This is a genomic window from Vibrio makurazakiensis (assembly GCF_050337375.1).
GTDB lineage: Bacteria > Pseudomonadota > Gammaproteobacteria > Enterobacterales > Vibrionaceae > Vibrio > Vibrio makurazakiensis.
In genome coordinates, this window is the sequence record NZ_JAKJSW010000062.1 from 1 (window position 1) to 21,707 (window position 21,707).

The 21,707-nt window shown below is 43.2% G+C and carries 24 protein-coding genes; 12 read left to right on the forward strand and 12 right to left on the reverse strand.

The window, feature by feature from the left end; all coding sequences use genetic code 11:
• The coding region (locus L4C33_RS09260) for a GNAT family N-acetyltransferase (protein WP_428812151.1) at window positions 1-341 on the reverse strand (341 nt) is incomplete at its 3' end.
• A 184-nt stretch (window positions 342-525) separates the two neighbouring features.
• A complete protein-coding gene (locus L4C33_RS09265; RefSeq protein ID WP_428812152.1) occupies window positions 526-852 on the reverse strand; it encodes a DUF4144 domain-containing protein in 327 nt (108 codons plus the stop codon).
• Between the two features lie 323 nt (window positions 853-1,175).
• Between L4C33_RS09265 and L4C33_RS09270 the strand changes: the two genes are divergently transcribed.
• The 5 genes from L4C33_RS09270 to L4C33_RS09290 all read left to right on the forward strand — a co-directional run bounded on the left by L4C33_RS09270 (window position 1,176) and on the right by L4C33_RS09290 (window position 6,204).
• Window positions 1,176-2,654 (forward strand): DUF1214 domain-containing protein, encoded by a 1,479-nt coding sequence (locus tag L4C33_RS09270; protein ID WP_428812153.1) that lies wholly within the window; start codon window positions 1,176-1,178, stop codon window positions 2,652-2,654.
• 117 nt (window positions 2,655-2,771) lie between these two features.
• Complete coding sequence (locus tag L4C33_RS09275) at window positions 2,772-4,265, forward strand: DUF1254 domain-containing protein (RefSeq protein ID WP_428812154.1); 1,494 nt, start codon at window positions 2,772-2,774, stop codon at window positions 4,263-4,265.
• Between the two features lie 120 nt (window positions 4,266-4,385).
• Window positions 4,386-5,324, forward strand: coding sequence for a LysR family transcriptional regulator (locus L4C33_RS09280; RefSeq protein WP_428812155.1), 939 nt, complete (start codon window positions 4,386-4,388; stop codon window positions 5,322-5,324).
• 87 nt (window positions 5,325-5,411) lie between these two features.
• Window positions 5,412-5,960, forward strand: coding sequence for a DUF2975 domain-containing protein (locus L4C33_RS09285; protein WP_428812156.1), 549 nt, complete (start codon window positions 5,412-5,414; stop codon window positions 5,958-5,960).
• A gap of 10 nt (window positions 5,961-5,970) precedes the next feature.
• Window positions 5,971-6,204 (forward strand): helix-turn-helix domain-containing protein, encoded by a 234-nt coding sequence (locus tag L4C33_RS09290; RefSeq protein WP_192891370.1) that lies wholly within the window; start codon window positions 5,971-5,973, stop codon window positions 6,202-6,204.
• A gap of 71 nt (window positions 6,205-6,275) precedes the next feature.
• On the opposite strand, the gene L4C33_RS09295 is transcribed toward L4C33_RS09290, so the two are convergent.
• Window positions 6,276-6,923, reverse strand: coding sequence for a glutathione S-transferase family protein (locus L4C33_RS09295; RefSeq protein WP_428812157.1), 648 nt, complete (start codon window positions 6,921-6,923; stop codon window positions 6,276-6,278).
• Window positions 6,924-7,040: 117 nt separating this feature from the next.
• On the opposite strand from L4C33_RS09295, the gene L4C33_RS09300 reads away from it, so the two are divergent.
• Window positions 7,041-7,895, forward strand: a complete 855-nt coding sequence (locus L4C33_RS09300) for a LysR family transcriptional regulator (protein WP_428812158.1) — start codon at window positions 7,041-7,043, stop codon at window positions 7,893-7,895.
• 78 nt (window positions 7,896-7,973) lie between these two features.
• Here the strand turns inward: L4C33_RS09300 and L4C33_RS09305 are convergent, their stop codons facing one another.
• Window positions 7,974-9,782: a sigma-54-dependent Fis family transcriptional regulator gene (locus L4C33_RS09305; RefSeq protein WP_428812159.1), complete on the reverse strand. Its 1,809-nt coding sequence runs from the start codon at window positions 9,780-9,782 to the stop codon at window positions 7,974-7,976.
• Window positions 9,783-10,131: 349 nt separating this feature from the next.
• Here L4C33_RS09305 and exaC point away from each other — a divergent pair, with 349 nt between their 5' ends.
• Window positions 10,132-11,652 (forward strand): acetaldehyde dehydrogenase ExaC, encoded by a 1,521-nt coding sequence (gene exaC / locus L4C33_RS09310; protein ID WP_428812160.1) that lies wholly within the window; start codon window positions 10,132-10,134, stop codon window positions 11,650-11,652.
• Window positions 11,653-11,815: 163 nt separating this feature from the next.
• Here exaC and L4C33_RS09315 read toward each other — a convergent pair whose 3' ends face one another.
• The 8 genes from L4C33_RS09315 to L4C33_RS09350 all read right to left on the reverse strand — a co-directional run bounded on the left by L4C33_RS09315 (window position 11,816) and on the right by L4C33_RS09350 (window position 18,035).
• Complete coding sequence (locus tag L4C33_RS09315; RefSeq protein ID WP_428812173.1) at window positions 11,816-12,283, reverse strand: GNAT family N-acetyltransferase; 468 nt, start codon at window positions 12,281-12,283, stop codon at window positions 11,816-11,818.
• Window positions 12,284-12,345: 62 nt separating this feature from the next.
• Window positions 12,346-12,597: a Rho-binding antiterminator gene (locus tag L4C33_RS09320; protein WP_428812161.1), complete on the reverse strand. Its 252-nt coding sequence runs from the start codon at window positions 12,595-12,597 to the stop codon at window positions 12,346-12,348.
• A 150-nt stretch (window positions 12,598-12,747) separates the two neighbouring features.
• A complete protein-coding gene (locus tag L4C33_RS09325) occupies window positions 12,748-13,218 on the reverse strand; it encodes a DsrE family protein (protein WP_428812162.1) in 471 nt (156 codons plus the stop codon).
• Window positions 13,219-13,884: 666 nt separating this feature from the next.
• Complete coding sequence (locus L4C33_RS09330; RefSeq protein ID WP_428812163.1) at window positions 13,885-14,163, reverse strand: hypothetical protein; 279 nt, start codon at window positions 14,161-14,163, stop codon at window positions 13,885-13,887.
• A gap of 33 nt (window positions 14,164-14,196) precedes the next feature.
• Window positions 14,197-14,943 carry an NUDIX domain-containing protein gene (locus L4C33_RS09335; RefSeq protein ID WP_428812164.1) on the reverse strand — a complete coding sequence of 249 codons (747 nt, stop codon included), beginning with the start codon at window positions 14,941-14,943 and terminating at the stop codon, window positions 14,197-14,199.
• Window positions 14,944-15,021: 78 nt separating this feature from the next.
• Window positions 15,022-15,675, reverse strand: a complete 654-nt coding sequence (locus tag L4C33_RS09340) for an HAD family hydrolase (protein WP_428812165.1) — start codon at window positions 15,673-15,675, stop codon at window positions 15,022-15,024.
• A gap of 146 nt (window positions 15,676-15,821) precedes the next feature.
• Window positions 15,822-16,265, reverse strand: coding sequence for a CopD family protein (locus L4C33_RS09345; protein ID WP_428812166.1), 444 nt, complete (start codon window positions 16,263-16,265; stop codon window positions 15,822-15,824).
• A gap of 210 nt (window positions 16,266-16,475) precedes the next feature.
• On the reverse strand, window positions 16,476-18,035 hold the full coding sequence (locus tag L4C33_RS09350; RefSeq protein ID WP_428812167.1) for a methyl-accepting chemotaxis protein: 1,560 nt from the start codon (window positions 18,033-18,035) through the stop codon (window positions 16,476-16,478).
• 252 nt (window positions 18,036-18,287) lie between these two features.
• Between L4C33_RS09350 and L4C33_RS09355 the strand changes: the two genes are divergently transcribed.
• The 5 genes from L4C33_RS09355 to L4C33_RS09375 all read left to right on the forward strand — a co-directional run.
• On the forward strand, window positions 18,288-19,202 hold the full coding sequence (locus L4C33_RS09355; RefSeq protein ID WP_428812168.1) for a protoglobin domain-containing protein: 915 nt from the start codon (window positions 18,288-18,290) through the stop codon (window positions 19,200-19,202).
• 3 nt (window positions 19,203-19,205) lie between these two features.
• Window positions 19,206-19,556, forward strand: a complete 351-nt coding sequence (locus L4C33_RS09360; protein ID WP_428812169.1) for an STAS domain-containing protein — start codon at window positions 19,206-19,208, stop codon at window positions 19,554-19,556.
• A gap of 13 nt (window positions 19,557-19,569) precedes the next feature.
• Window positions 19,570-19,998 carry an anti-sigma regulatory factor gene (locus tag L4C33_RS09365; RefSeq protein ID WP_428812170.1) on the forward strand — a complete coding sequence of 143 codons (429 nt, stop codon included), beginning with the start codon at window positions 19,570-19,572 and terminating at the stop codon, window positions 19,996-19,998.
• Window positions 19,988-20,572 (forward strand): PP2C family serine/threonine-protein phosphatase, encoded by a 585-nt coding sequence (locus tag L4C33_RS09370; protein ID WP_428812171.1) that lies wholly within the window; start codon window positions 19,988-19,990, stop codon window positions 20,570-20,572. The genes L4C33_RS09365 and L4C33_RS09370 overlap by 11 nt, the downstream gene beginning before the upstream one ends.
• Window positions 20,562-21,707, forward strand: a 1,146-nt coding sequence (locus L4C33_RS09375) for a histidine kinase dimerization/phospho-acceptor domain-containing protein (RefSeq protein WP_428812172.1), incomplete at its 3' end; no start/stop codon positions are given. The genes L4C33_RS09370 and L4C33_RS09375, both read left to right, overlap by 11 nt.

The window sequence follows — 21,707 nt, forward strand, 5'->3', positions numbered from 1 at the left end:
GCCGCATTAAAGGTTGCTTGGAATAGGCTTGATGCAACGCCTTGTCTGCGATATTTGCTGCTAACGAAAGTGCCGATCACACCAACATGGTCAAAAGAGCATGTGTAGCCCGCGAACGGTTCGACATTTTGGAAACCTGCGACTTCTTGGCTTTCTGGGTGAATAGCCACTTGAAACACACCGCGTTTTGGGAAGTCCAAGATAAATTGCTTTTCTGCATCGACCGAGAAAGGTCGATCAAGGATAGTATGCAAACCTTCTTCAATGATTGGGTTTAATACTTCAGTGATGCCTTTTGCATCGTCGAGTGTTACGGATCGAACAATCCAGTTAATAGCCATTCTGAGTCATTATTCTTATCGTTATTTGGGGGGAGCAGACTAACTTAATGTTGTCCTACTTCCAACCCTGAAGCCACTTATCTTGGTCTTTTAGCTTTATCTCATTGTTCATTTGGACTCGTTTTATCGACCGCCTTATTTGTCCGGCTATCAAAACCTATGTTTTGACGGTCAATATTCAGTCTTATTGCTCAAACGATAAAGAGCGGATTGCTTCTGAAATAGATGGAAAGTGAATTTTGGTTAGGCACATTTCTGCTTTTTGAAATTCATGAGCACGAATCAGTTGAGTAATAGATTCAATGGAGTGATTTTGTGTTTGACTAGATAGCGTCGGTTGATTAGCTCCTGACTTCAATTGTAGTGAGTAACTGACACCGTCTGAATCTATCAGGTAATCATCGTCACCTAATATCATGTCAGAGCACTCTGCGTGAAAGTCGTGCTCGGTTTCTACGTAAATGAGTTCGTCATCGCCGTCGAGCTTTACTAAAGATGGCCACTTGATCATTACTACCTCTGACTCAATAAATTTGAAACGTTTGAGCGATGACTATAAACATTTTTTTACCCAGCGTCATGCATTGTCCGAGCGGCTCAGGCTCGACTTCCCCTACCTTTCGCTAAACAACAATTAAGAATAATGCTGCACGCACCTTGCCAAAATTCGAAGGGTTATCCTATCAATTACCACTAGTATTATCCTGAAAATGAATAATTACTAATGACTATAAGTCATTGGATGAATTTTGGTCTCATTCGTATACTTGGTTCAAACAAAGGATGTTTTTTAAACAATTGAATGTTTCAACTTTACGAAGAGATATGCTCAACATGAAAAAACTTCTACTCGCTTCGCTACTCACTATCAGTACATTGCCGGTCTATTCTCAGTCATTTGATGATACTGATGACATCCTTAACCGCGCATCGCAGATCGAAAATCTTGAATACAAAATGATGGTACAACGTGCCACGCAAACCGCTATTCATTACATGCCAGCAGTCACCCAGATTGATTTTTTGAAAGCGACTCGTCGCGACCTGAATGGCGATTTCAACGATGTGGTTTACGTTAACGAACCTTTTGGTTCTGAAAAAGGCTTCCTTACGGCTAACGACACCACGGCTTATGCTTGGGCAACCACAACCTCTAAAAATGGCCCTGTCGTTATTGAAGTTCCGGCTGCAACAGACAAGGTGAATTACTTTGGCTCGATTGTTAACCAATGGGAGGTGCCGATTACAGATGTGGGGTACAAAGGTGCTGATGAAGGTAAGGGAGGAAAGTATCTATTCTTACCACCAGGTTACGATAATGAACTTGGTACTAAGCAAGAGTTAGAAAACCAAGGTTATTTGGTGTTTGAAACAGACACGTATTTGTATGGCTTTTCGTTCAGACCGTCGTTGACCAATGGAGCAACAGATTTAGATGCGGGTAACTACGCAAAGAGAATCAAAATCTACAACCTTTCGGATGCCAAAAATCCACCAAAAACAGACTACTTAGATGCAACGGATGTCGCGTATGACAGCCTTCCGTATTACAACGAGACGTTCTTCCAAGATATTAATGATGTCATTCAAGAGAACCCTGTTAGAACACAAGATAAGGCGATGGTTTCGTTACTCAAAGATCTTGGTATCGAGAAAGGCAAAAAATTCGACCCGTCAGAAGAGCAGAAAAAAGCGATTCGTGAGGGAGTACTGATGGCGTATGCGCACATGCAGTCGAAATTCGTAGAGCCTGATCAAACGGTTAGCGCGCTATGGAAAGATGAAAATGGCAAACCACTTTCACAATGGTCTTTCTGGAACTTTGGCCCTCAGGCTCAGCTTGGCTTCCCATTTGTTGATGAAAATGAGGTGTTAGTCGATAAGCGTGCAGCGTCGTACTTTTATGTGACTTATTTACCGAAACAACTGGGTGGTTCAACCTTCTACCTAACGGGGCTGCGTGATTCAAAAGGTGAAATGTTAGATGGTAAAGCGACGTATAAGCTCAACGTGCCAGCCGATACGCCAGTTGAAGATTTCTGGTCTGCCATTGTTTACAACATGGAAACCAAGAACTTTGTTAAAGGTGTCGACCGAGTAGGACTATCTTCTCGAAACGCAGACACGATGAAAAAGAATCCAGACGGTTCTTACGACCTGTACTTCGGCCCAGAAGCACCAAAAGGGCAAGAGAATAACTGGGTGCCTACGGGTGGAGAAGATTACTTCTTGTTGTTCCGACTTTACCGACCAACCTCGAAAACATTCTTTAAGAACTGGATGCTAGAAGACATGGAGAAAATCAGTGACTAGCCAGCAATAGAGACTCAACCGTCTCTGGAAATAAATAGCCTCGTGCTTTGCCTTGGTGGAGAACACAAACTGGGGCTGTCTAGGCTATCTGAATCACATTAGATAAGAGAAATTATTATGAAAAAATCCATTATTGCTACGTTACTGATTACTTTAGGTTGTTCATCTTTTGCATTCGCTGAGCCTAAATATAGTGCCCAAGTACCAGAGAGTATCATCACCCCAAATAAGGTTGAGTCAGACTATCTAGGAGAGCTGAACTATACCGATGGCGCACCTACTGAAGAAACGCACACTAAGGTGCAAGACTTTGTTCAAGTCTCCAATGCGGTTCGTGTGTTTCTGTCCGGTATTCCTGTTGCTTCGATACAAGGGTTGCTACTGGGGCACGAAAGTATTGGCATGAAGCCGAACCAAACCATTGCGATTTCTGAAGACAACTTAGACGCCAATAGCCTGTGGTTAACCGCGAATACAACCACACCGTATATCACTTCTGAAATTGATGTGAAAAATGGCCCGGTTGTTCTGGAAATTCCAACCCCAGTACTTGGCTTACTCGACAACGCTGCGTTTAAATATGTAGACCGAATTGGTGTTACCCATCCAGACAATATCGCAAAGTCAGGCAAGTACTTTATCCGCCATTCCTCGTGGGAAGGTGAAGTGCCAGAGGGATACATTGAAATCGTCAGTGAAGGTTATCAGCACTGGTTGTTATTGCGTCTTGTAAGCTCGCCAGATGAAATGCAAGCGAGTATTGCGACGCTGAAAGAGACCACTAAGCTTTACCCGTATGGAGAGAAAGACAACACAGAGTTCATGAATATTTCAGGTGTCGACTACAACACTATTCATGCAATGGATGCGACATTTTACGATGAGGTGAATGCACTCATTCAATACGAACCTACGGCGATTTTTGATGCTGAATGGTTGTCGTTAGCCAAAGATATCGGAATCGAAAAAGGGCAGGAATTTGCTCCCAATAAGCGCATGCAGCAAATCCTGTCGGAAGCGGCCAAAATAGCAACCGCTGAAGCGCGCTCTACCTATTTTCATCCTAAGGAAGAGATGTTTCGCTACGAAGATAGACAATGGTTTACTCCGTTAGTCTCAGGGCATGAATTTAAAGACGCAAATGGGGTTATTGACTCTGATATGCGAGCAACATTTCACTTCATGGCAACGGGAATTACCCCTGATATGGTGACGAAAACCGTAGGTAAAGGTTCGGATTACTTATTGGCAACGCGTGATGCCAATCAGGAAGTGCTAGATGGTAGCCAGCACTACACGGTAACACTGCCGCCGAATGCGCCTGTAGAGAAGTTCTGGTCATTTATGATCTACGATAACCAGACGCGTTCCATGTTAGAAACCGACCAAAAATCTGCGGGTATCGATGGTTTGAGTGAAGACATTAAGAAAAACAGTGATGGTTCTATCACCATACACTTTGCACCTGATGCGCCAAAAGGAATGGAAAACAACTGGGTGCAAACGACGGAAGGGAAAGGTTTTAATATCATTTTCCGTATGTATTCACCGACAGAAAAATGGTTTGATAATTCATGGAAGCCAGGTGACTTTATTAAAGTAAACGAGTAATTCTATCAAAGTAAAGTAGCAGGCTAATCAAGATTGGATACACCTTTAAGTGGGTGTATCTTTTCGTGTTATGGTTAGTTCGTTCTAAACAATGTCGTTGTTCAATACCGCAGAGGGATTATGCAAAAAGATATTTCATATCAATTGAATCGAGTCGACCTGAATTTGCTGGTGGCCTTTGACACATTACTTAGAGAACGCAATGTAACCAATGCTGCAAAGGTATTATTTGTCTCGCAATCAGCCATGAGCCGGAGCTTAAAGCGGTTGAGAGAAACCTTCGATGATCCCCTTTTTATCCGAACCTCTACTGGCCTGACACCGACATCAAAGTCGCTAGAGTTAGGTCAAGAGCTGCAACACATTCTTCCGCAGTTGGGTGCGTTGTTTCAACGTAGTCAATTTGATCCTCGTGAATGTAATGATACCTTTTCGATCTCTTTGCCTACGTTTCTAGGAAGTACCATTCTTCCCAATCTAGCCTTAGGGTTATTTGAAGAAGCTCCTGACGTCAACTTGATAGAAATGGCCGCCAAAAGTAACCCTTACGACTTACTCGACAAAGGGAAGTTAGACTTTGCTATTCATTATTCAAGCTCGCTAGATCAAAAATACCAAGCGACAAAAATAGGAACAATCTATCCCAAACTGTTTGTTCGTAAAGACCACCCGCTGGTTGGAAAAGACACTACTTTAGATGAAATCATGCGATATCCTATAGTCGCTATGAACGTAGAAGAAGACCACAAGCAAGCATTCAACACGCCTCTTCAACAAGTTCTATTACAGTTGGAAAGTGACAAACGCCCAAAACTTCGAAGCACCCAAACTCATGTGTTGATGGAGATCGCGTCTCGTTCAGATGCGGTGATCTTCGGTATGAATGCGTTGAATGCACTACCGGGTTTCGATAGCCAGTTTGTGGATATTTACGATTTTGTAGACAGTAAGCAATATCACGTCGACCTATATTTACTGCAACATCAGCGTACATTTACATCAGCTTCGCATCAGTGGATAGCGTCGAAGTTCAGTGAGTTATTGAAGAGCATACTTTGAAAAATTATCGTTTATCGATATTTTTTTATTGATCATCGTTTGTTTTGATCTTAGTATCCTCCTGTCAACTCAACAGGAACAATAACTATGTCTAACATTCAAAAACAAAGCCGACGTGTTCGCATGCTACTGCAATGTCTTTTTGCACTTGTACCAATCATGGTGTGTTACTTTTGGCTAGCCGTTCAAACTCCCTATGACTTCCTTACTAATATGGGCATTGTTCAGTTTTCTTACGAAATTGAATCTTTTACGACATTGCCATTAACATTGACCACAAGAATCATCGCGATGCTCACAAGTTTGGCCGTGTGGAGCATTGTTTTGTATGCGTTAATGGTTCTGATACGTTTATTCCGTAATTATGAACGCGGAGAAATCTTCTCACTAGAAAATGCAATGTTTTATCAGAAGCTTGGTTACTGCTTGTTTTACTGGGTATTTGGGTCGGTGATCTATGGTGCAGCGATGTCTGTAGTATTGTCGTTCAATAATCCTCCTGGTGAACGAATATTGGCAATTAGTTTTGTCGGCATGGATTTTTTAACCCTGATATTGGGTATGATTATCTTGATCATCTCATGGGTGATGAAAGAGGGTTATATTTTGGCCGACGAACACAGCCACACGATTTAAAGGACTTGTCATGACTATCTGCATTAATTTAGACATTATGATGGCCAAGCGAAAAATGCGATTAAAGACATTGGCAAAAGAAGTAGGGATTACAGAAGCCAACTTGTCGGTGTTAAAGAATGGCAAGGCCAAAGCGGTAAGGCTATCTACACTAGACAAGTTGTGTGAAGTGTTAGAATGCCAACCGGGTGACATATTGGAATTTGAAGCGAACGTTCACCAAGACAGCGTTACAGCTGAATAGCGACTCAGTAAATCGTATTCCCTTATGAAAGCAATGAGTCTCGACGCTATTCGAGACTCATTGGAATCTACTTATACAGGCTCACCAGCCTCATCCTCTTCAACCACTTCGGTTTCTAAGCTTGCCTCGGTTAACCATTTTTTAATAGACGCGCTATTGAGCACGCGCTGTTGATATTGTGATGCCTTTTCTGAAAGCTTGATGCCATAAGTTTTTGCGCGCAGCGCTACAGGGGCGAACATCGCATCAGCAATCGACCACTCACCGAACAACCAGCCTTCTGGGTATTGTTCCATTTGCGTTGACCAAATCGCATCGATACGTGCGATGTCTTTCAATGCGCCACCACTAAGAGTGAGCGCTCTTTTTGCTCGGCAGTTCATTGGCACTTCATTTCTTAGATTGAAGAACCCAGAGTGCATCTCTGCGGAAATTGCTCGTGCATGGGCGCGTTCTGTAACTGAAGTTGGCCACGCAGCACCGTCCAAATAGGCATCGTTCACATATTCGAGAATCGCTAAGGAATCCCACACAGCAACGTCACCATCTACTAGAGTCGGGACTTTCGCAGTCGGTGTTACTGAGGCTAGAGTGTCGTAAAAGTCGGAGGTGAAAAGCTTGAGCTTGATAACTTCTGCATTCAAGTTGTAGTTGTCGAATATTAGCCAAGCGCGCAGTGACCAAGTTGAGTAGTTCTGGTTTCCAATATAAAGCTGCATAGGTGCTTCCTTGCGTTTAGTGGGTATGCTTTTGAGCCTAGGGCATGCATTTGAGCTTAGGGGATTGTATTACTGCGCACTAACGGATAATTTTGATGCAATACATTAATAAAAACGATGGGTTGTTATTTCAATATGGATATTGATGCTTTGCGAGGCTTTCTCGCGTTTGTGGAAACCAGTAGCTTCACGCGAGCTGCCAAACAGATCAATCGCACCCAATCGGCATTTAGCGCGCAGATGCGTAAGTTGGAAGAGGAACTCAACGTCACTCTTTTTCAGAAAGAGGGGCGTAATTTAGTGCTGACTGAAGCGGGTTTAGCCTTGCGTTCCCATGCTGAACAGTTGGTCGCACTCCACAATACCGCTCTTAAGCAAGTTAAGCGTTACGAAGACAAACAACCGCTACGACTCGGCTGCCCTGAAGACTATAACGACACTATTCTGCCAAAAGTCATTCGTTTGCTACAACAAGCAGAGCCAACCTGTTCTATTCAAGTATTCAGCTTACCAAGCATTACGCTCAGAGAGTGGCTTGATGATGGCCGATTAGATGCCGCGATTGTGACCAGAGCACCTGACAGTGAAGAAGGATATTGGCTGACCCATGATGTCGGAGTGTGGATAAGCAGTTCTGATTATGTCTTGGATGACTCTAAGCCTGTCCCTTTGGCTCTATTTCAGACTGACTGTAAATACCACGCCGCGGCGGTAAATGGTTTAACTAAGCAGGGGATACCCTATCAATTACTAGCCTGTAGTAACACGGCTTCAGCGCAGCGTGCAATCGTCAAAGCTGGGTTGGCAATTGGTGCGATGGGCAAGCTCAGTGTCACACCTGATTTGAAGATTCTTGACGACATGCCACCGTTACCTGCGGTAGACATCGTACTGTTGCTCGCGAGTAAGCATCACCCGGTGTTGGACAAAGAGGTGCTTAGCCAACTCGTCGAACTAGATAGAAACGACTAAGTATAGAGACTGCTACTCATAGGCTCATAGATCTATAGACTTATAGGTCAGACTAGGCATGGCGATGGCATGTCTATATTACTGAAGGATACCTAGGCTTTTCAGCTTTCGATAAATCGTGTTACGGCTGATCCCAAGGATCCGCGATGTCTTACTGATGTTCCCTTGATTGGCTTGATATGTTTGTAGCAGGGTATCTTCTACCGTACTTTTTAAATTCGCTTGTGGCGCTGTATCCAATCGCATGCTTGGCGAAGAATAAGTAGTTCCAACAGAGTGTTGAGTCGCAGGCACTAAAGAGGTGAGATGCTGTGCAAGATGGCTAGGTACATGCTCTAAACTGAGCTGCGGTTCGTCACTAGCGAGCAGAGACGCTACCTTTAGTAAGTTATCTAACTCTCGGATATTTCCCGGCCAAGAATAGGTGCACAATAAGCTCATTAAATGCGGACAAATGCTTTGCTCACTTTCTGCGTATTTACGGTGAATATTTTCGATCAGGGCTTGCTTGTCTTGTCGTTGTTGTAGGCTTGGCAAGGTAAAAGCTAAACCATTCAATCGGTAATACAAATCTTGTCTGAACTCTCCAGTGGCGACGAGTTGCTCTAGGTTTTTATGAGTCGCAGCGATGATCTGGCAGTCGACTTGGTAGCTCTGGTTCGAACCAACAGGCACCACGGACTTATCTTGCAGAACATGCAGCAATCGACATTGCGCCTCCAACGGCATATCGGCTATTTCATCCAGAAATAGAATCCCTTTATCGGCCTGGCGAATTTTACCTTGAAAGCCTTTGTTACTCGCACCGGTAAAGGCTCCCGGCGCGTAACCGAATAATTCAGATTCGATAAGATCTTTCGGTAGAGCCCCACAATTGACGGCAACTAAGGGTGAGGATTTGCGCTGGCTCTGTTTGTGTAAGGCTTTAACAAATTCACCTTTACCTACGCCAGTTTCACCTAATATCAATAGGCTGATCCCTTTATCTATTACCTTGTTGGCTTGCTGCCAAGCATGCTCTATTTGTTGTTCTCCATGATGTAAATCGCACGATGCTGAAATCGCTCGGGTGCGCTTCTTTGTTGGTTGTTTGAGGTGCTGCTTTTCAAAGACAAACGGGGCGTCTAATGAAGTTCGGTTGAATAGGGTATCTATGCATTCACCGACGATCGAGGATTGATCAAGTAACTGAGAGGCGACTTGATTATGCGCTAGTACTTCGCCCGCTTCATTAGCAATCACAATACCTTGCCAACCACTGTGTAATAGTGATTTTTGGCAAGCAAGGTCAATACGAGTGGTGCCTTGCGGGATATGATTGAGTAGTTGGTTTTCAATCAGCTGCACCATGTTTTGTACGAGAAGTTGTACTGAAGCTTCATGTTGTTGCTGATCACTGGTGATGTCCAGGACTCCCAACATCTGACCTTGATGATCAAATACCGGACTTGCTGAACAACTGATAAATCGGTGCTGGTGGATAAAGTGTTGTTCGCCAATGATAGACACAGGCTTGGCTTCAACGATAGCTGTACCAATCGCGTTGGTGCCTTTGAGCTGTTCTTGCCAGCACGCTCCAGAGCTGAGTGCAATCGAAGTCAGCTTCTCCTTAAACCGTTCTTGTCCCCAACTCGCTAGAATCACACCTTCAATATCCGTCAGAATTAAACGGCTGTCAGTACGGGCAAACATCTGATTAAACAGCGGTAAAGCAATACGCTCCACTATCTGGATAAGGTCACAAGATTGATGACGTCGCTGTTTGAGTATTGATGGTGACAGGCGAATATCTTCAGGTAGTCGTCTCTGCTTTAGGCCCGCTTCTGTACTGCGATGCCAAGAAGATGAAAGCCAATTTGATGAAGTGTGTTCATGTTGAAGTTGCATGACTGTTCCATGTCGTAACAGTGAGGGTGTACCAAATTGGAACAGTTGAACACTGGAGTCATTTCCATACGTCCGTTCAATGCCAACTCACTTTGGGTTGTAAACGTTTGGTAATCATAGTTTTACAATTTATTAACAACAAGTTTTGGCGTTCTGGCGTGTGATTTGCGTTGTTACTGGTGTGAAGAAAACACGCAGTATCAGTGTTTTAAACAAAAAACATAAACATGGTGGCTTTCGGTGAAGTAGAGGTAATCAACCATTTATGGGTAATCATCGAGAGCGAACCATGAAGCAGTAACTAACGAAAATCGAACAACCAATATTAAAATCAAAGAAGGATCTAACTATGATTTACGCACAGCCGGGTAGTGATAACGCAGTGGTGAACTTTAAACCTCAATACGATAATTTTATCGGTGGTGAGTGGGTGAAACCTGTTAGCGGCGAGTATTTTGATAACACTTCCCCAGTGAATGGTCAGGTGTATTGCCAAGTAGCACGTTCGACCGAGGCAGATATTAGTCTAGCACTTGATGCGGCACATGCAGCTCGTGCAAGTTGGGCTGCGACCAGTGTGACAGAGCGTTCGAACATCCTACTTAAAATTGCTGACCGTATTGAAGCGAACCTAGAAGAAATCGCGGTCGCTGAAACGTGGGAAAACGGCAAGCCAGTGCGTGAAACTTTAGCTGCTGACATTCCTTTGGTTGTCGATCATTTCCGTTATTTCGCGGGTTGTATTCGAGCGCAAGAAGGCAGTGCAGCAGAGCTAGATTCAAACACCGCGAGCTACCATTTTCCTGAACCGATTGGTGTAGTAGGGCAGATCATTCCTTGGAACTTCCCAATTCTAATGGCAGCTTGGAAACTGGCTCCTGCCTTAGCGGCAGGCTGTTGTGTTGTGATGAAGCCAGCAGAACAAACTCCGACTTCTATTTTGGTGATGATGGAGAAAATTGCAGACCTGCTGCCTGCGGGCGTGGTGAATATCGTCAACGGTTTTGGTAGCGAAGCAGGTCAGGCTCTGGCAACCAGTGATCGCTTAGCGAAATTGGCCTTTACTGGTTCAACAGAAGTCGGTCATCATATTCTGAAATGTGCTGCTGAAAGCTTGATCCCATCAACGGTTGAGCTTGGTGGTAAGTCTCCAAATATCTATTTCCCAGATATCTTTGACCACGAAGATGAGTACCTAGACAAGTGTGTCGAAGGTATGCTGCTGGCGTTTTTCAACCAAGGGGAAGTGTGTACTTGTCCTTCACGTGTACTGATCCATGAATCGGTATACGACAAGTTCATCACTAAAGTGGTTGAGCGTGCTCAAACCATCAAACAAGGTAACCCGCTAGATACCGATACTCAGGTTGGCGCACAAGCTTCACGAGAGCAGTTTGATAAGATTCTGAGCTATCTAGAAATTGGTCGTCAAGAAGGTGCGAAAGTACTGACAGGCGGTGAAATCGCGCAGCAACCAGATGATCTCGGTAATGGTTACTATATCCAGCCTACCATGCTTGAAGGACACAACAAGATGCGTGTTTTCCAAGAAGAAATCTTCGGCCCAGTAATCGCGGTAACGACGTTTAAAGATGAAGCGGAAGCGTTAGAGATCGCCAATGATACTGAGTATGGCTTGGGTGCTGGAGTATGGACGCGTGATGCAAATTTAGCGTATCGCATGGGACGCAGAATTGAAGCTGGACGTATTTGGGTGAACTGTTACCACGCGTACCCTGCGCATGCAGCTTTCGGTGGTTACAAAAAATCAGGCATTGGCCGTGAAACACATAAGATGATGCTTGATCACTACCAGAACACTAAGAACCTACTGATTAGCTATGACACGAATCCGCTAGGCTTCTTCTAGTTGAAGGCTTTAAATAATAACAACTCAGTTGGCTAAAAATAGTGTGGCATACACACAAAAATAGAAGTTGATAAAACCAAGCGTCGAACTTTACTGAGTTCGGCGCTTTTTTAATGGTTCACGTTGACTAGAAACATTTGCAATAGATTGGTATTAAATCGTTTTATGAGAGTCTGTCACCAACATTTCGCGCGATCATCAGTACTTCGTCGGCTGAGTAAAGGTTAGAAATGGTGGTTTCAACTTCGGCTTCGAGCACATCTTTATACAGTTTTTGTGCGAAGTTGTCGGCGCGAGTAGTCACCAATACATGCTTCAGTGTTGATTCGTTGCTTGCCAGTTGCTGTTGGACAAGTGATAACGATTCAGTGATTAACCGCTTACCTATGCCTTGACCTTGAGAGTGTTCAGCAACAGCCAGTTGTTCTAGTTCGATAACGGCTTCTGGTCGAAAACCACTTTTTTGAACCCAAATAATATACCCAATGATCTCCCCGTTCTGCTCAGCGATGAAATTCATGAACCTAGGGGCGGCGTTGAGGTTGCATTGAAGCCACTCGTAAGATTGCTTCTGCCTGATGAACGCTGCGCTATGTATCTTCGCTGTCTCTTCAAGGTCGCTTTCTCTCATAAATCTAACGTGCATGATATTCCTTACTTATTGGATGCATGGCTTAATTCATCATATAGCGTTTAGTCAAAGGTCACTTTTTGGAAGTGCGGGTTGCTTACAGCTACTTCTAATACTGAAATTTCGTCCAATATTATTAGCTCTTGTGAGCTTGAGCTCTCCATAGAAACTAAAATACATTCTTCACGATTTTCGTTTCTCTTGGTGTCTTGGGCTGTGCACTCAATGATCTTTCCTGACTTCAAGGTGAGCTTGATGGGGTAGTGATACAAGCAAACTATCTCAATGTAATCGTATTGGTTACAGCTGATCATAAAACTTCCTTACCTATTGACCTATTGACCTATTGACCTATTTGGCTATGTACATCTGCGAAGAGTTATCTAAACGTATCGAATTATGGTGTCGGGGACAAGAAAGGTCGCTGAACTCAGTGTAGAAAATCCTTCGTATTATTCTCGCAGTTAGAGTCGAATCAACGTATATCCTTGATCCTGGTATTGCTGAATGGCGATTGGAGCACGCTCTACCACACCAATATGTTCGGCGAAATCTTCAGGGGTGTTCCCGTTCCACGATGCGTGGGTGGCACACACTTCTACTGAAATACCACTGTTCACTAAAGACTTGGTTAAGTCGTGAATATTTGTATGGGTAGAGGCGTTTTCATCAAGCAATGTGAATTGTTCTGAACCATGACTCACAACGGCCACGTCAATGTTTGGGTGACGGCTTTTTAGCTGAGCCGAGTAGTCTTCAATATCTTTCAGTAGCGTACTAAAGGTATCGTTCTGCCATTCCATTATCTCGAATACGACACCTGTTGGAGGCATTTTTGAGCTTAAAATTTCACTTACTGCTGGGTTGGTTTGTGCAATTGCTGCAGGGGTGAATAACAGTAGTATCACCAGTTTTAATCTCGTTAGTACATTCATTGTTGTCTGTCTTCCTAAGTGAAGGGAGTAACAGTATTCAATTGCACTGATTGAACAGCAATCGAGTAATTGTTGCAAAACCGCACATAACGTTAATACGTTTACAGCGATTAAAATTGGAGGGGAAAAAGCGCGCCGAATATTTTAATGGTGAATCATTAACTTAAAAATTAAAGCTCAAGAGTGGCTTCGAGGTCCGGGTTAAAACGAAGAGGGAGCAAGCTTTCGCTGTATTCACTACCCTAACTCGAAAGTAGGACTATACTCAAACCGACCCCGAGGTCTAGAAGTTCGTTAGTTAGGCTATTTACAATAAAAAATAATATGGATATTGAAATGAAAACGAATAATCACATTTACTTGGAGGAGTCGAAMTCTATCGTGGTGTTACGAAATAGGTTTCTTTGCCTGTGTAATCAAGATTTGACTGCGAATGTACCGCTGAGTCATGTAAAACTTGATGATAAAACACAAACGATTAAGTTGAGCAGAACGGACTCTTTACCACTTAAGTCACGAGATTATAGGGTGCTTACCAACTTTATTGAGCGCCAGAGAGTACACCAAAGGTAATCGATTCTGGCGAAACCATTTCATAAGCATGCGTATTTACGCATGCTTTTTTGTATGGGGGAGAAGCGTAACAAGTGATTGGTGCTAGTTAAATCAACGCTCTTGTTTGTTGGAGTTTTGGGGAGCGAACGAAGCCGATAACTTAAAGCCGATGGCATAAGCAATGACAGCAACGCCCACAAACAACATTCCAGAATAGGCATAGCCCACATATTTAGAAACACCGAAGCCCATCACTAAACTAAATACAATGTCATTGAAGGCTTGAACTGGCCACTGACTAACAGGGAATGAACTGTCGACCACAAGATAGATCAGGCCGACAATACTTAACATAGCGGCGGCGAGGCTAGAGATAATTTGCTTGTTCATGTGATTACCTAAATTAATGATAACGAAAGTATCTTAGCTAAGTTCTGATTGCGAAAAGAAGACTTCATGCTTGCTGTACACACCATGGTTTTTGTCTAAATGCGTAAGCGCTAGGCCGTCTTTTGTGACTAGAGAACTTACGAGCTGGCGGTTGAATAATGCGGTGTTCTCATCGTGAATATACTCATTGATATCAATCCATTTGGCTTCTGCAATCTCGTCGGTGTCTTGTATCGAGATGTCGTAGGATAGAGCGGTCAGACGGCAAACAAAATATAAGTTCGATTTACCAAACTGGTATGGGTGACGAGTCGCCATTCCCACCACCGATTCGAAACGAGCTTTAATTCCCGTTTCTTCGTATGTCTCTCGAACAACCGCTTCTGCAATCTCTTCGGCAAGTTCAATATGACCGCCAGGTAGCTTGAACTCAGTTCTTCCTTGCTCTCGGATCACTAATACTTGATTGTTGTCGTTGGTGATAAGCGCGCCAGCACCTAACGTATGAGTGGGTATAAAAGGAACAAACTCAACGGATTCAGCGCGGTGTATAAGAGTAATTTCATGCTCTAAACAGTTATGAAATATGAAGCCTAATTCGGTAGCAAACTTAATCAGATTAGAGCTCTCGATAGGAAGCGTTATCCACGTTATCCCTTTTTTATTTTGCGAAGAAAACTGCACAATACTTGCAAGCTGGCTAGCAAAGTCATTCTCGTTATTTGGGATGCTGATAGGATCAATGATGATCCCGTTAAATTGGTCGAGTTTGAATTCCACAACGTGTCCTTGCGAGTTGAACAGTTTGTCTATTAGGTCGAGCTGTATATTAGATCGAGAAGCGTCGACTTGAAAAAGCTATTTTGATTTTAAGTTGTCTAGCACATCAGTAAGAGATGGCAAAATAGTATGCCCAAGCATTTTTACTTCTGCACAAGGTTCAACTAAGTCTGGGATCTGGTAAGTGACCATATCTGCTGCGACAGCGGCTCGTGTACCATTATTTGAATCTTCAAATGCTAAACATAGCTCGGGTTTCACCCCTAGGCGCTTCGCTGCTAATAGATAAATTTCTGGGTGAGGTTTACCGTGCTTGACTTCACAGCCTGTGCTTAATGAATCGAAGTATTGGTCGAGCCCCGATAAACGAAGTTTAATCTCAGCGACGTCCTTTTGGGTCGATGTTGCGACAGCCGTTGGAATATTATTGGCCTTTAACCATTGTAAAAGTTCAACCACGCCTTCTTTTACAGGAATAGCTTGGTGTTTAACAACGGCATTGTAGCGTTCGCGCCACTCAGCATTTAACGCCGGGTAGTCGAGAGTTGGACCGTAACCTTCGCGGAGAATTTTTTCTATGCCGGCAGAGTTACAACCAATAATTGTCAGATAAACATCTTCCAAAAATTCTACATTCTGAGCTTCACACGCTTCCTGGAAAATGCGCTTACATACTCGTTCAGTATCGAGGAGTAACCCATCCATATCAAAAATGGCGGCTTGAAAATTCATATCAGTACTTCTTATCTGTATTCTGAGAAGCCCGCATTCTTACATAAGGGCGCGCTATCTTCTAGATGAAAGCGCAATGCTTTCAGTCATTATTAGATTATAGACTCCGAGTGATAATGCCGTTTTATACGCAAGTGAATAATCAGTCAGAAGAACCAACCTGTACGGAAAGATACACCAACAATAACGAAAAGGACGGAGAGAATGGTGACTGGAATAATATGCCAGGCCATCGTTTTAAGTGTGTCTGGTGTCAAATTGGGGATGACTCTAAACCTTGCACTCAGTGCGAAGCAGAACGTGGTAAACAGCAGTGAAAACTTTAGCCACAGAACATGTGTTATAGGGTGACTAAAATTCGTCCATTGTGAAAAATCTGGCAGCATGTGAAAGGCAAGCAGGACGCCAGTAATGATTTGAATGATCAGAGCTGGCATGCCGATTTTTTCGTAAACAGACTCAAACTCAAGTAACGCTTCAGGGGATCGTTGGCGCAAAACTCGTGGAAGAACCACAACCGAAAGTACGATATGTCCGCCAGTCCAAATGGTTGCACCGATGACATGCAGCAGTAATAGTATTCCAAACATAATCTAGCCACTCTAAGAAATGAATCTCTAGACTACCTTAATGAGAATTATTAACACATGTGCGATATCAATGTATTCCCTATTTTATAAAGTTAGAAAATGCTTGGGCTTGAATTATTCGCCCGTTCTATATTGGGATTTGAGCTAGGTTAAAGTGAGCTCGTTGCGCCACTCACTTTAACCATAACCTTGAACGTATTGAATGAAGAGTTAGTCGAGTTTTCTAAACTGATCAACGAGTTGGCCTTGTGAATCTAAACAATCCACGAGGTTTTGGCATTCATCACTGGTGTCACTTGCTAGGATGTTAGTTGCGGCACATGACTCGCTAATGGACTGCACGCTGGTGTTCATATCCTCGGTGACTCGCGCCATTTCTTCAACGGCTGTTGCTATCTGTCCATTTCGATCGGATATGTCAGAAACCTGATGGGATAATATGTCGAGTTTTTCGCCTGAAACCTCGGCGCTTTCCACACAGATTTTAGAGAGTTGACTCCCTTCTTGCATGGAAGTCACGGCTTGCTGAGTGCTGGTTTGAATATGGCCAATAACACTTTGAATCTCTTTGGTAGACTCATGGCTTCGTTGCGCCAGTGTTCGAACTTCGTCTGCTACAACCGCAAACCCCCGGCCTTGTTCACCCGCTCGGGCTGCTTCTATCGCGGCATTCAGCGCTAATAGGTTTGTCTGCTCTGCGATGCCTTGGATCACGACGAGTACATCACCAATGGTTTTCCCGTGAGCTTCGAGTTGAGAAATGACCTCTGAAGCTTCACTTAATTGTGTGGAAAGCTGCTGAATAGACTCAACCGTTTGATTTACGGATTCGATACCTTCGCTTGCGGCAGTATGTGCGCTGTCTGTTGCGTCTGAAGCACTTTGGGCATTTTGGGCAATTTCGTTGGCAGTGGAGTGCATTTCATTAATTGCAGCAGCAACTTGTTCTGTCTCGTGAGCTTGTCCTTCAAGGTTTGTTGCTGTCGTCCCACAGTTGGTGGATGAGGATTCAGCAGCCGAGCCTATTTGTTCGTTTGAATCTTGAATTCTTCCGACTACAGCGTTCAGTTCTGATTGGCGCATTTTGAGTGCGAGTTGGACCTCTGAAATATCATCAACATGTTTCGTGTAGACAAGCTCCATTAAAGGATTGTCGAACACTTTCCGCGCTTGCCCTGATAGAGCTTCTAGTCGACGTGTCGTGCTGTAAGCGACAAGTACCCCCGAGAAAAATAGAATCCATAGGCCGACACCTGGTACAAAACTGTTGGCGACGAGCGATAGAATCATAGCTGCTATTAAGCCTAGAGTGATTCTTTGCCACAGACGCGTTCTTGGTAGCTTGAGTTGAATAGGCGTCTTGCCAGCGCGGATCTGCGCATACAGTTTTTCAGCATTTTCAACATTCTCTCTGCTTGGACACAGCCTTACAGATTGATACTCCACCACTTTGCCGTTTTGTCGGATAGGTGATGCGAATGCATCTACCCAGTAATGATCGCCATTTTTACAGCGATTTTTTACCATCCCCATCCATGAATTTCCTTCCTTTAAGTGTTTCCAAAGGTTGGCGAAAGCTTCAGGAGGCATGTCAGGGTGTCGAACAATATTGTGTGGTTGACCGACTAATTCTTCTAGAGTGTAACCAGCAACATCACAGAATTCTTTACTGGCATAAGTGATATGGCTAGATGGGCTGGTGACTGAAAGTAAATTGAAGCTAGGAGGAAATTTCACTTCCTTTTGAGTAACTGGCTGATTAATACGCATAAATGCCTCTGTGTTTGCTTCTATCGCTTTTCCACCTGTCAAAGTGTTTAAAGGGAGGTGGAAGAAATAATTATTATTTGAATAGTTAAGTTCTAGTTCGGATCAGAGCGTTCCTCAAACAAAAACCGTTCAGAAAACAAATTATTTACTATTCTATTAGTAGCGTGCAGGCAAGGTTTATGAAACCGGATGAATTAGAGTCGACCGTTTTCTATATAGAAGTGCCTCGTCACCAATCACGGGGAAAGAAAAATGTCATTAAACTCAAGTACATTCACAGTTGTTGATACTGAATCGCTGCTGAAGCTGCATGATTTAACCGAAACGGACCTAGCTTTGATCAGAAAGTTCGGGCAGATAATGATTCCAAGGTTGGATGAATATGTTAAGCATTTTTATGATTGGTTAGACCAAATGCCGGAGTATGAACAATTCTTTTCTGACCAGCAAAAGTTGGCTCGTGTAAAAGATGCGCAAACTCGATACTGGCAGTCTTTTTTTATGGCCAAGGTGGATGATCAGTACGTGCAAAGCCGACGCGATGTTGGAGAAGTGCATGCCCGTATTGGGTTGCCGTTGCCTAGCTACTTTGCCAGCATGAATATCTCTATGGTGATTTACACCAAACGAATGTATGACGGCAGTTTATACAGTGATGAATACAGCTCTTTAGTGACCGCGTTTACCAAACTGCTTCATTTCGATACCACTCTAGTTGTAGAAACTTACTCTCGTTTGATTAACAAGAGAATTGCGGAACAAAGTGAAGCCTTACTCGCGATGTCGACCCCAGTAACCATGATTTGGGAAGATATTTTGATGCTCCCGATCGTTGGTATCATTGATTCCAAACGTGCTCAAGACATCATGACCACAGTGTTGAATAAAATAGCGGATAATCGAGCGAAGATTCTCATTATGGATATTTCCGGTGTGGCAGTTGTCGACACTGCGGTCGCCAACCACTTCATTAAAATTACTAAAGCCACCAAGCTAATGGGTTGTGAATGCTTGGTTTCTGGTGTCTCGCCATCATTAGCTCAAACTATGGTTCATCTTGGCATTAATGTCGGCGAAGTGTGCACGAACGCAACATTACGTGATGCTCTAGAGAATGCATTTAAAATACTAGAGTTGAATATTCGCCCTCTAAATGAGCCTAATTAGAATATGCAACGTGTCATCGCCATTAATAAAATAGAACACGCTCTCGTTGTGTCTATTCAGGTAGATCTGACATTAAGTTTGTTAGAGAGCTTCCGTTTACAGCTACTCGAACAAGTTAGAAATAATGCTATTAAAGGTGTTTTGTTAGACATGTCGGGCGTAAAAATCTTTAGCCGTGAAGATATGACAGAACTTGTCAACATTGCTCATATGGTTAGCGTAATGGGGAAAAAGTGTATCTTTGTGGGGTTAAGACCTGGTGCGGTAATGGGCTTGATTGAAATTAACTTTAATGTTGATGAGATTGACTCAGAGGCAAACTTAGAGCGCGGATTACAGCGCTTGCTTGACTGAGCGTGAGGTATTTATGAATTCTCAAGCATCACAGAGTTGCGATAGCTTTTTTATCTATACGGAAGCGGATGTGATGTCAGCGGTAATGAGTACTTATATCTATACGAAAAATTTGGGTTTTTCTATTGCTTTAATGAGTGAAGTATCGACATCCGTCTCTGAGCTAGCGACCAACGTTGTTAAATATGCTTGTGGAGGAGTGGTGGAAATATCGTCGGTGGAGAGTTGTGGAAAAACAGGTGTGAAAATAGTCGTTAAAGATAGTGGTACGGGGATCCCTGATATTCCTTTAGCGTTATCCGACAATTTTTCGACAGAAGGCTCTCTAGGTTTGGGGCTTCCCGGAGTCAAAAGAATGATGGATGAATTTAGTATTGAATCATCGCCTGAGCACGGCACAAAAATTGTGATCGTAAAGTGGAATTCAGGCTATGGGCTTTAGGCACTACTCAAGGATTGAGCCTTACACTGGAGAAGTTGTGTCTGGTGATGGCTTTGTCGTGCTAGAAAACAACTCTGACTTGTTAGTGACTATTATCGATGTGCTTGGGCATGGAGAAAAGGCAGCTAAGTTGGCTCGTGAAATGGAGATATTCATTAAGGATAACTTCAGCTTTGATATCCTCTGGCTGATGTCTGAATTACATCTGCAATTTATTGAGCGGCAAGGTGCAGCGGTAACAATGGTTTATTTTTGTCGGAAGACGATGACCATTAAAGGGCTGGGAGTCGGGAATACACTTGTTCGAAAGTGTGGGGAACCTTGGCAGTCGTTCCATGCTCAACCCGGAATAGTCGGTGAGTTACTGCCGCATTTACGTTGTTTTACTAGCCCTTTCAAATCAGGCGATGTGTTCTTATTTACCACCGACGGAATAAAAGAAAACATTAATTCAGAAGAATGCCTTTCGGTTCAATACCAATCATTACAAATATTCACTCATTACTTATTTGATAACTTCAGCAAGCAATACGATGACTCCACCGTCATTGTGGTGAGGTACGATGATGAGTAAGCAAGTAACACTAGATTTATATCGCAATGAAGTCAGTACCTTAGTACTACGACGCAAGTTGATGTCTATTTTTCAGGCGCTTGGATTTAGCCTCTTTGAGCAAGATACTTTAATGCTTAAAAGTGGTGAATTAATTCACTATTTAGTTGAGTCATCAGTGCATATCACATTGAACGTTTCGATAAGCAATGAAGTGATCACCGTAGAAGCGAATTTGCCGATGTCGGATGGTACAGGCAAGTTTTTGTCGGAGTTGAATTTGTGCATCGATGTTTATAGCGCTTCTTTTGTATGGAACTTACCTGCGAAATCCAATATGTCCGAGTCGGATATCGACAACTTATTTTCGCGGATTAAAGAGCAAAGTAGCGAAGAGTTAATGATCGAGCTTAAAGCTCGTAATCAAGAGTTAGCAGCTCATAAAGATGGGTTGGAAAAAGAAATCGAGAGCCGTACTCATGATCTTCGAATGAGTGAAGAGTTGTCACGAACCATCATTGATGGCGCGCCATCAAGTGTCGCGATTATTGATTCGATGGGGCGGATTTTGTTATGGAACAAAACGGCAGAGATCGTGTATGGCTTTACCGTTCAAGAAGCTTTAGGTCAAAATTTATTAACGCTCTTAAAAATGGAGCTTCCGAATACGATCAAAGAGGTTTTTTCCAGACCTTTAACAATTGAAGATCATGAAAAGGTCGTCGGTGGTTTTTTTGAACTCGATACTTATACGCATAGAGGAAAAGTTATTCCCATTGATCTTGGTATTTCGATTTTTAAATTGAATGATAAGTGCCAAGCCGCCATGTTTTTACGTGATGTCTCTTCACGAAAGCTAGTTGAAGATCAGCTGAATGAAGCGAGAAATAAAGCGGAAGAAGCTGTAGAAGTTAAGTCGATGTTTTTGGCGAATATGAGCCATGAAATTCGCACACCAATGAATGCGATCATAGGGATGTCTCACCTAGCTTTAAAAACCGATCTTAACGTAAAGCAGCATGATTATGTCTCCAAAATTAACACTTCGGCCACCCTGCTATTGGGCATCATCAACGACATTCTTGATTTCAGCAAGATAGAAGCGGGTAAGTTATCTATTGAGACAATTGAGTTCTATTTAGATGACGTATTAAGA

Coding starts and splice junctions, on each gene's coding strand:
- L4C33_RS09280 (WP_428812155.1), top strand. CDS start 4,386: ATGCAAAAAGATATTTCATATCAATTGAATCGAGTCGACCTGAATTTG.
- L4C33_RS09285 (WP_428812156.1), top strand. CDS start 5,412: ATGTCTAACATTCAAAAACAAAGCCGACGTGTTCGCATGCTACTGCAA.
- L4C33_RS09330 (WP_428812163.1), bottom strand. CDS start 14,163: ATGAACAAGCAAATTATCTCTAGCCTCGCCGCCGCTATGTTAAGTATT.
- L4C33_RS09350 (WP_428812167.1), bottom strand. CDS start 18,035: ATGCGTATTAATCAGCCAGTTACTCAAAAGGAAGTGAAATTTCCTCCT.
- L4C33_RS09270 (WP_428812153.1), top strand. CDS start 1,176: ATGAAAAAACTTCTACTCGCTTCGCTACTCACTATCAGTACATTGCCG.
- L4C33_RS09325 (WP_428812162.1), bottom strand. CDS start 13,218: ATGAATGTACTAACGAGATTAAAACTGGTGATACTACTGTTATTCACC.
- L4C33_RS09340 (WP_428812165.1), bottom strand. CDS start 15,675: ATGAATTTTCAAGCCGCCATTTTTGATATGGATGGGTTACTCCTCGAT.
- L4C33_RS09265 (WP_428812152.1), bottom strand. CDS start 852: ATGATCAAGTGGCCATCTTTAGTAAAGCTCGACGGCGATGACGAACTC.
- L4C33_RS09370 (WP_428812171.1), top strand. CDS start 19,988: ATGGGCTTTAGGCACTACTCAAGGATTGAGCCTTACACTGGAGAAGTT.
- L4C33_RS09315 (WP_428812173.1), bottom strand. CDS start 12,283: ATGAGAGAAAGCGACCTTGAAGAGACAGCGAAGATACATAGCGCAGCG.
- L4C33_RS09290 (WP_192891370.1), top strand. CDS start 5,971: ATGACTATCTGCATTAATTTAGACATTATGATGGCCAAGCGAAAAATG.
- L4C33_RS09345 (WP_428812166.1), bottom strand. CDS start 16,265: ATGTTTGGAATACTATTACTGCTGCATGTCATCGGTGCAACCATTTGG.
- exaC (WP_428812160.1), top strand. CDS start 10,132: ATGATTTACGCACAGCCGGGTAGTGATAACGCAGTGGTGAACTTTAAA.
- L4C33_RS09295 (WP_428812157.1), bottom strand. CDS start 6,923: ATGCAGCTTTATATTGGAAACCAGAACTACTCAACTTGGTCACTGCGC.
- L4C33_RS09355 (WP_428812168.1), top strand. CDS start 18,288: ATGTCATTAAACTCAAGTACATTCACAGTTGTTGATACTGAATCGCTG.
- L4C33_RS09320 (WP_428812161.1), bottom strand. CDS start 12,597: ATGATCAGCTGTAACCAATACGATTACATTGAGATAGTTTGCTTGTAT.
- L4C33_RS09275 (WP_428812154.1), top strand. CDS start 2,772: ATGAAAAAATCCATTATTGCTACGTTACTGATTACTTTAGGTTGTTCA.
- L4C33_RS09365 (WP_428812170.1), top strand. CDS start 19,570: ATGAATTCTCAAGCATCACAGAGTTGCGATAGCTTTTTTATCTATACG.
- L4C33_RS09300 (WP_428812158.1), top strand. CDS start 7,041: ATGGGTTGTTATTTCAATATGGATATTGATGCTTTGCGAGGCTTTCTC.
- L4C33_RS09305 (WP_428812159.1), bottom strand. CDS start 9,782: ATGCAACTTCAACATGAACACACTTCATCAAATTGGCTTTCATCTTCT.
- L4C33_RS09360 (WP_428812169.1), top strand. CDS start 19,206: ATGCAACGTGTCATCGCCATTAATAAAATAGAACACGCTCTCGTTGTG.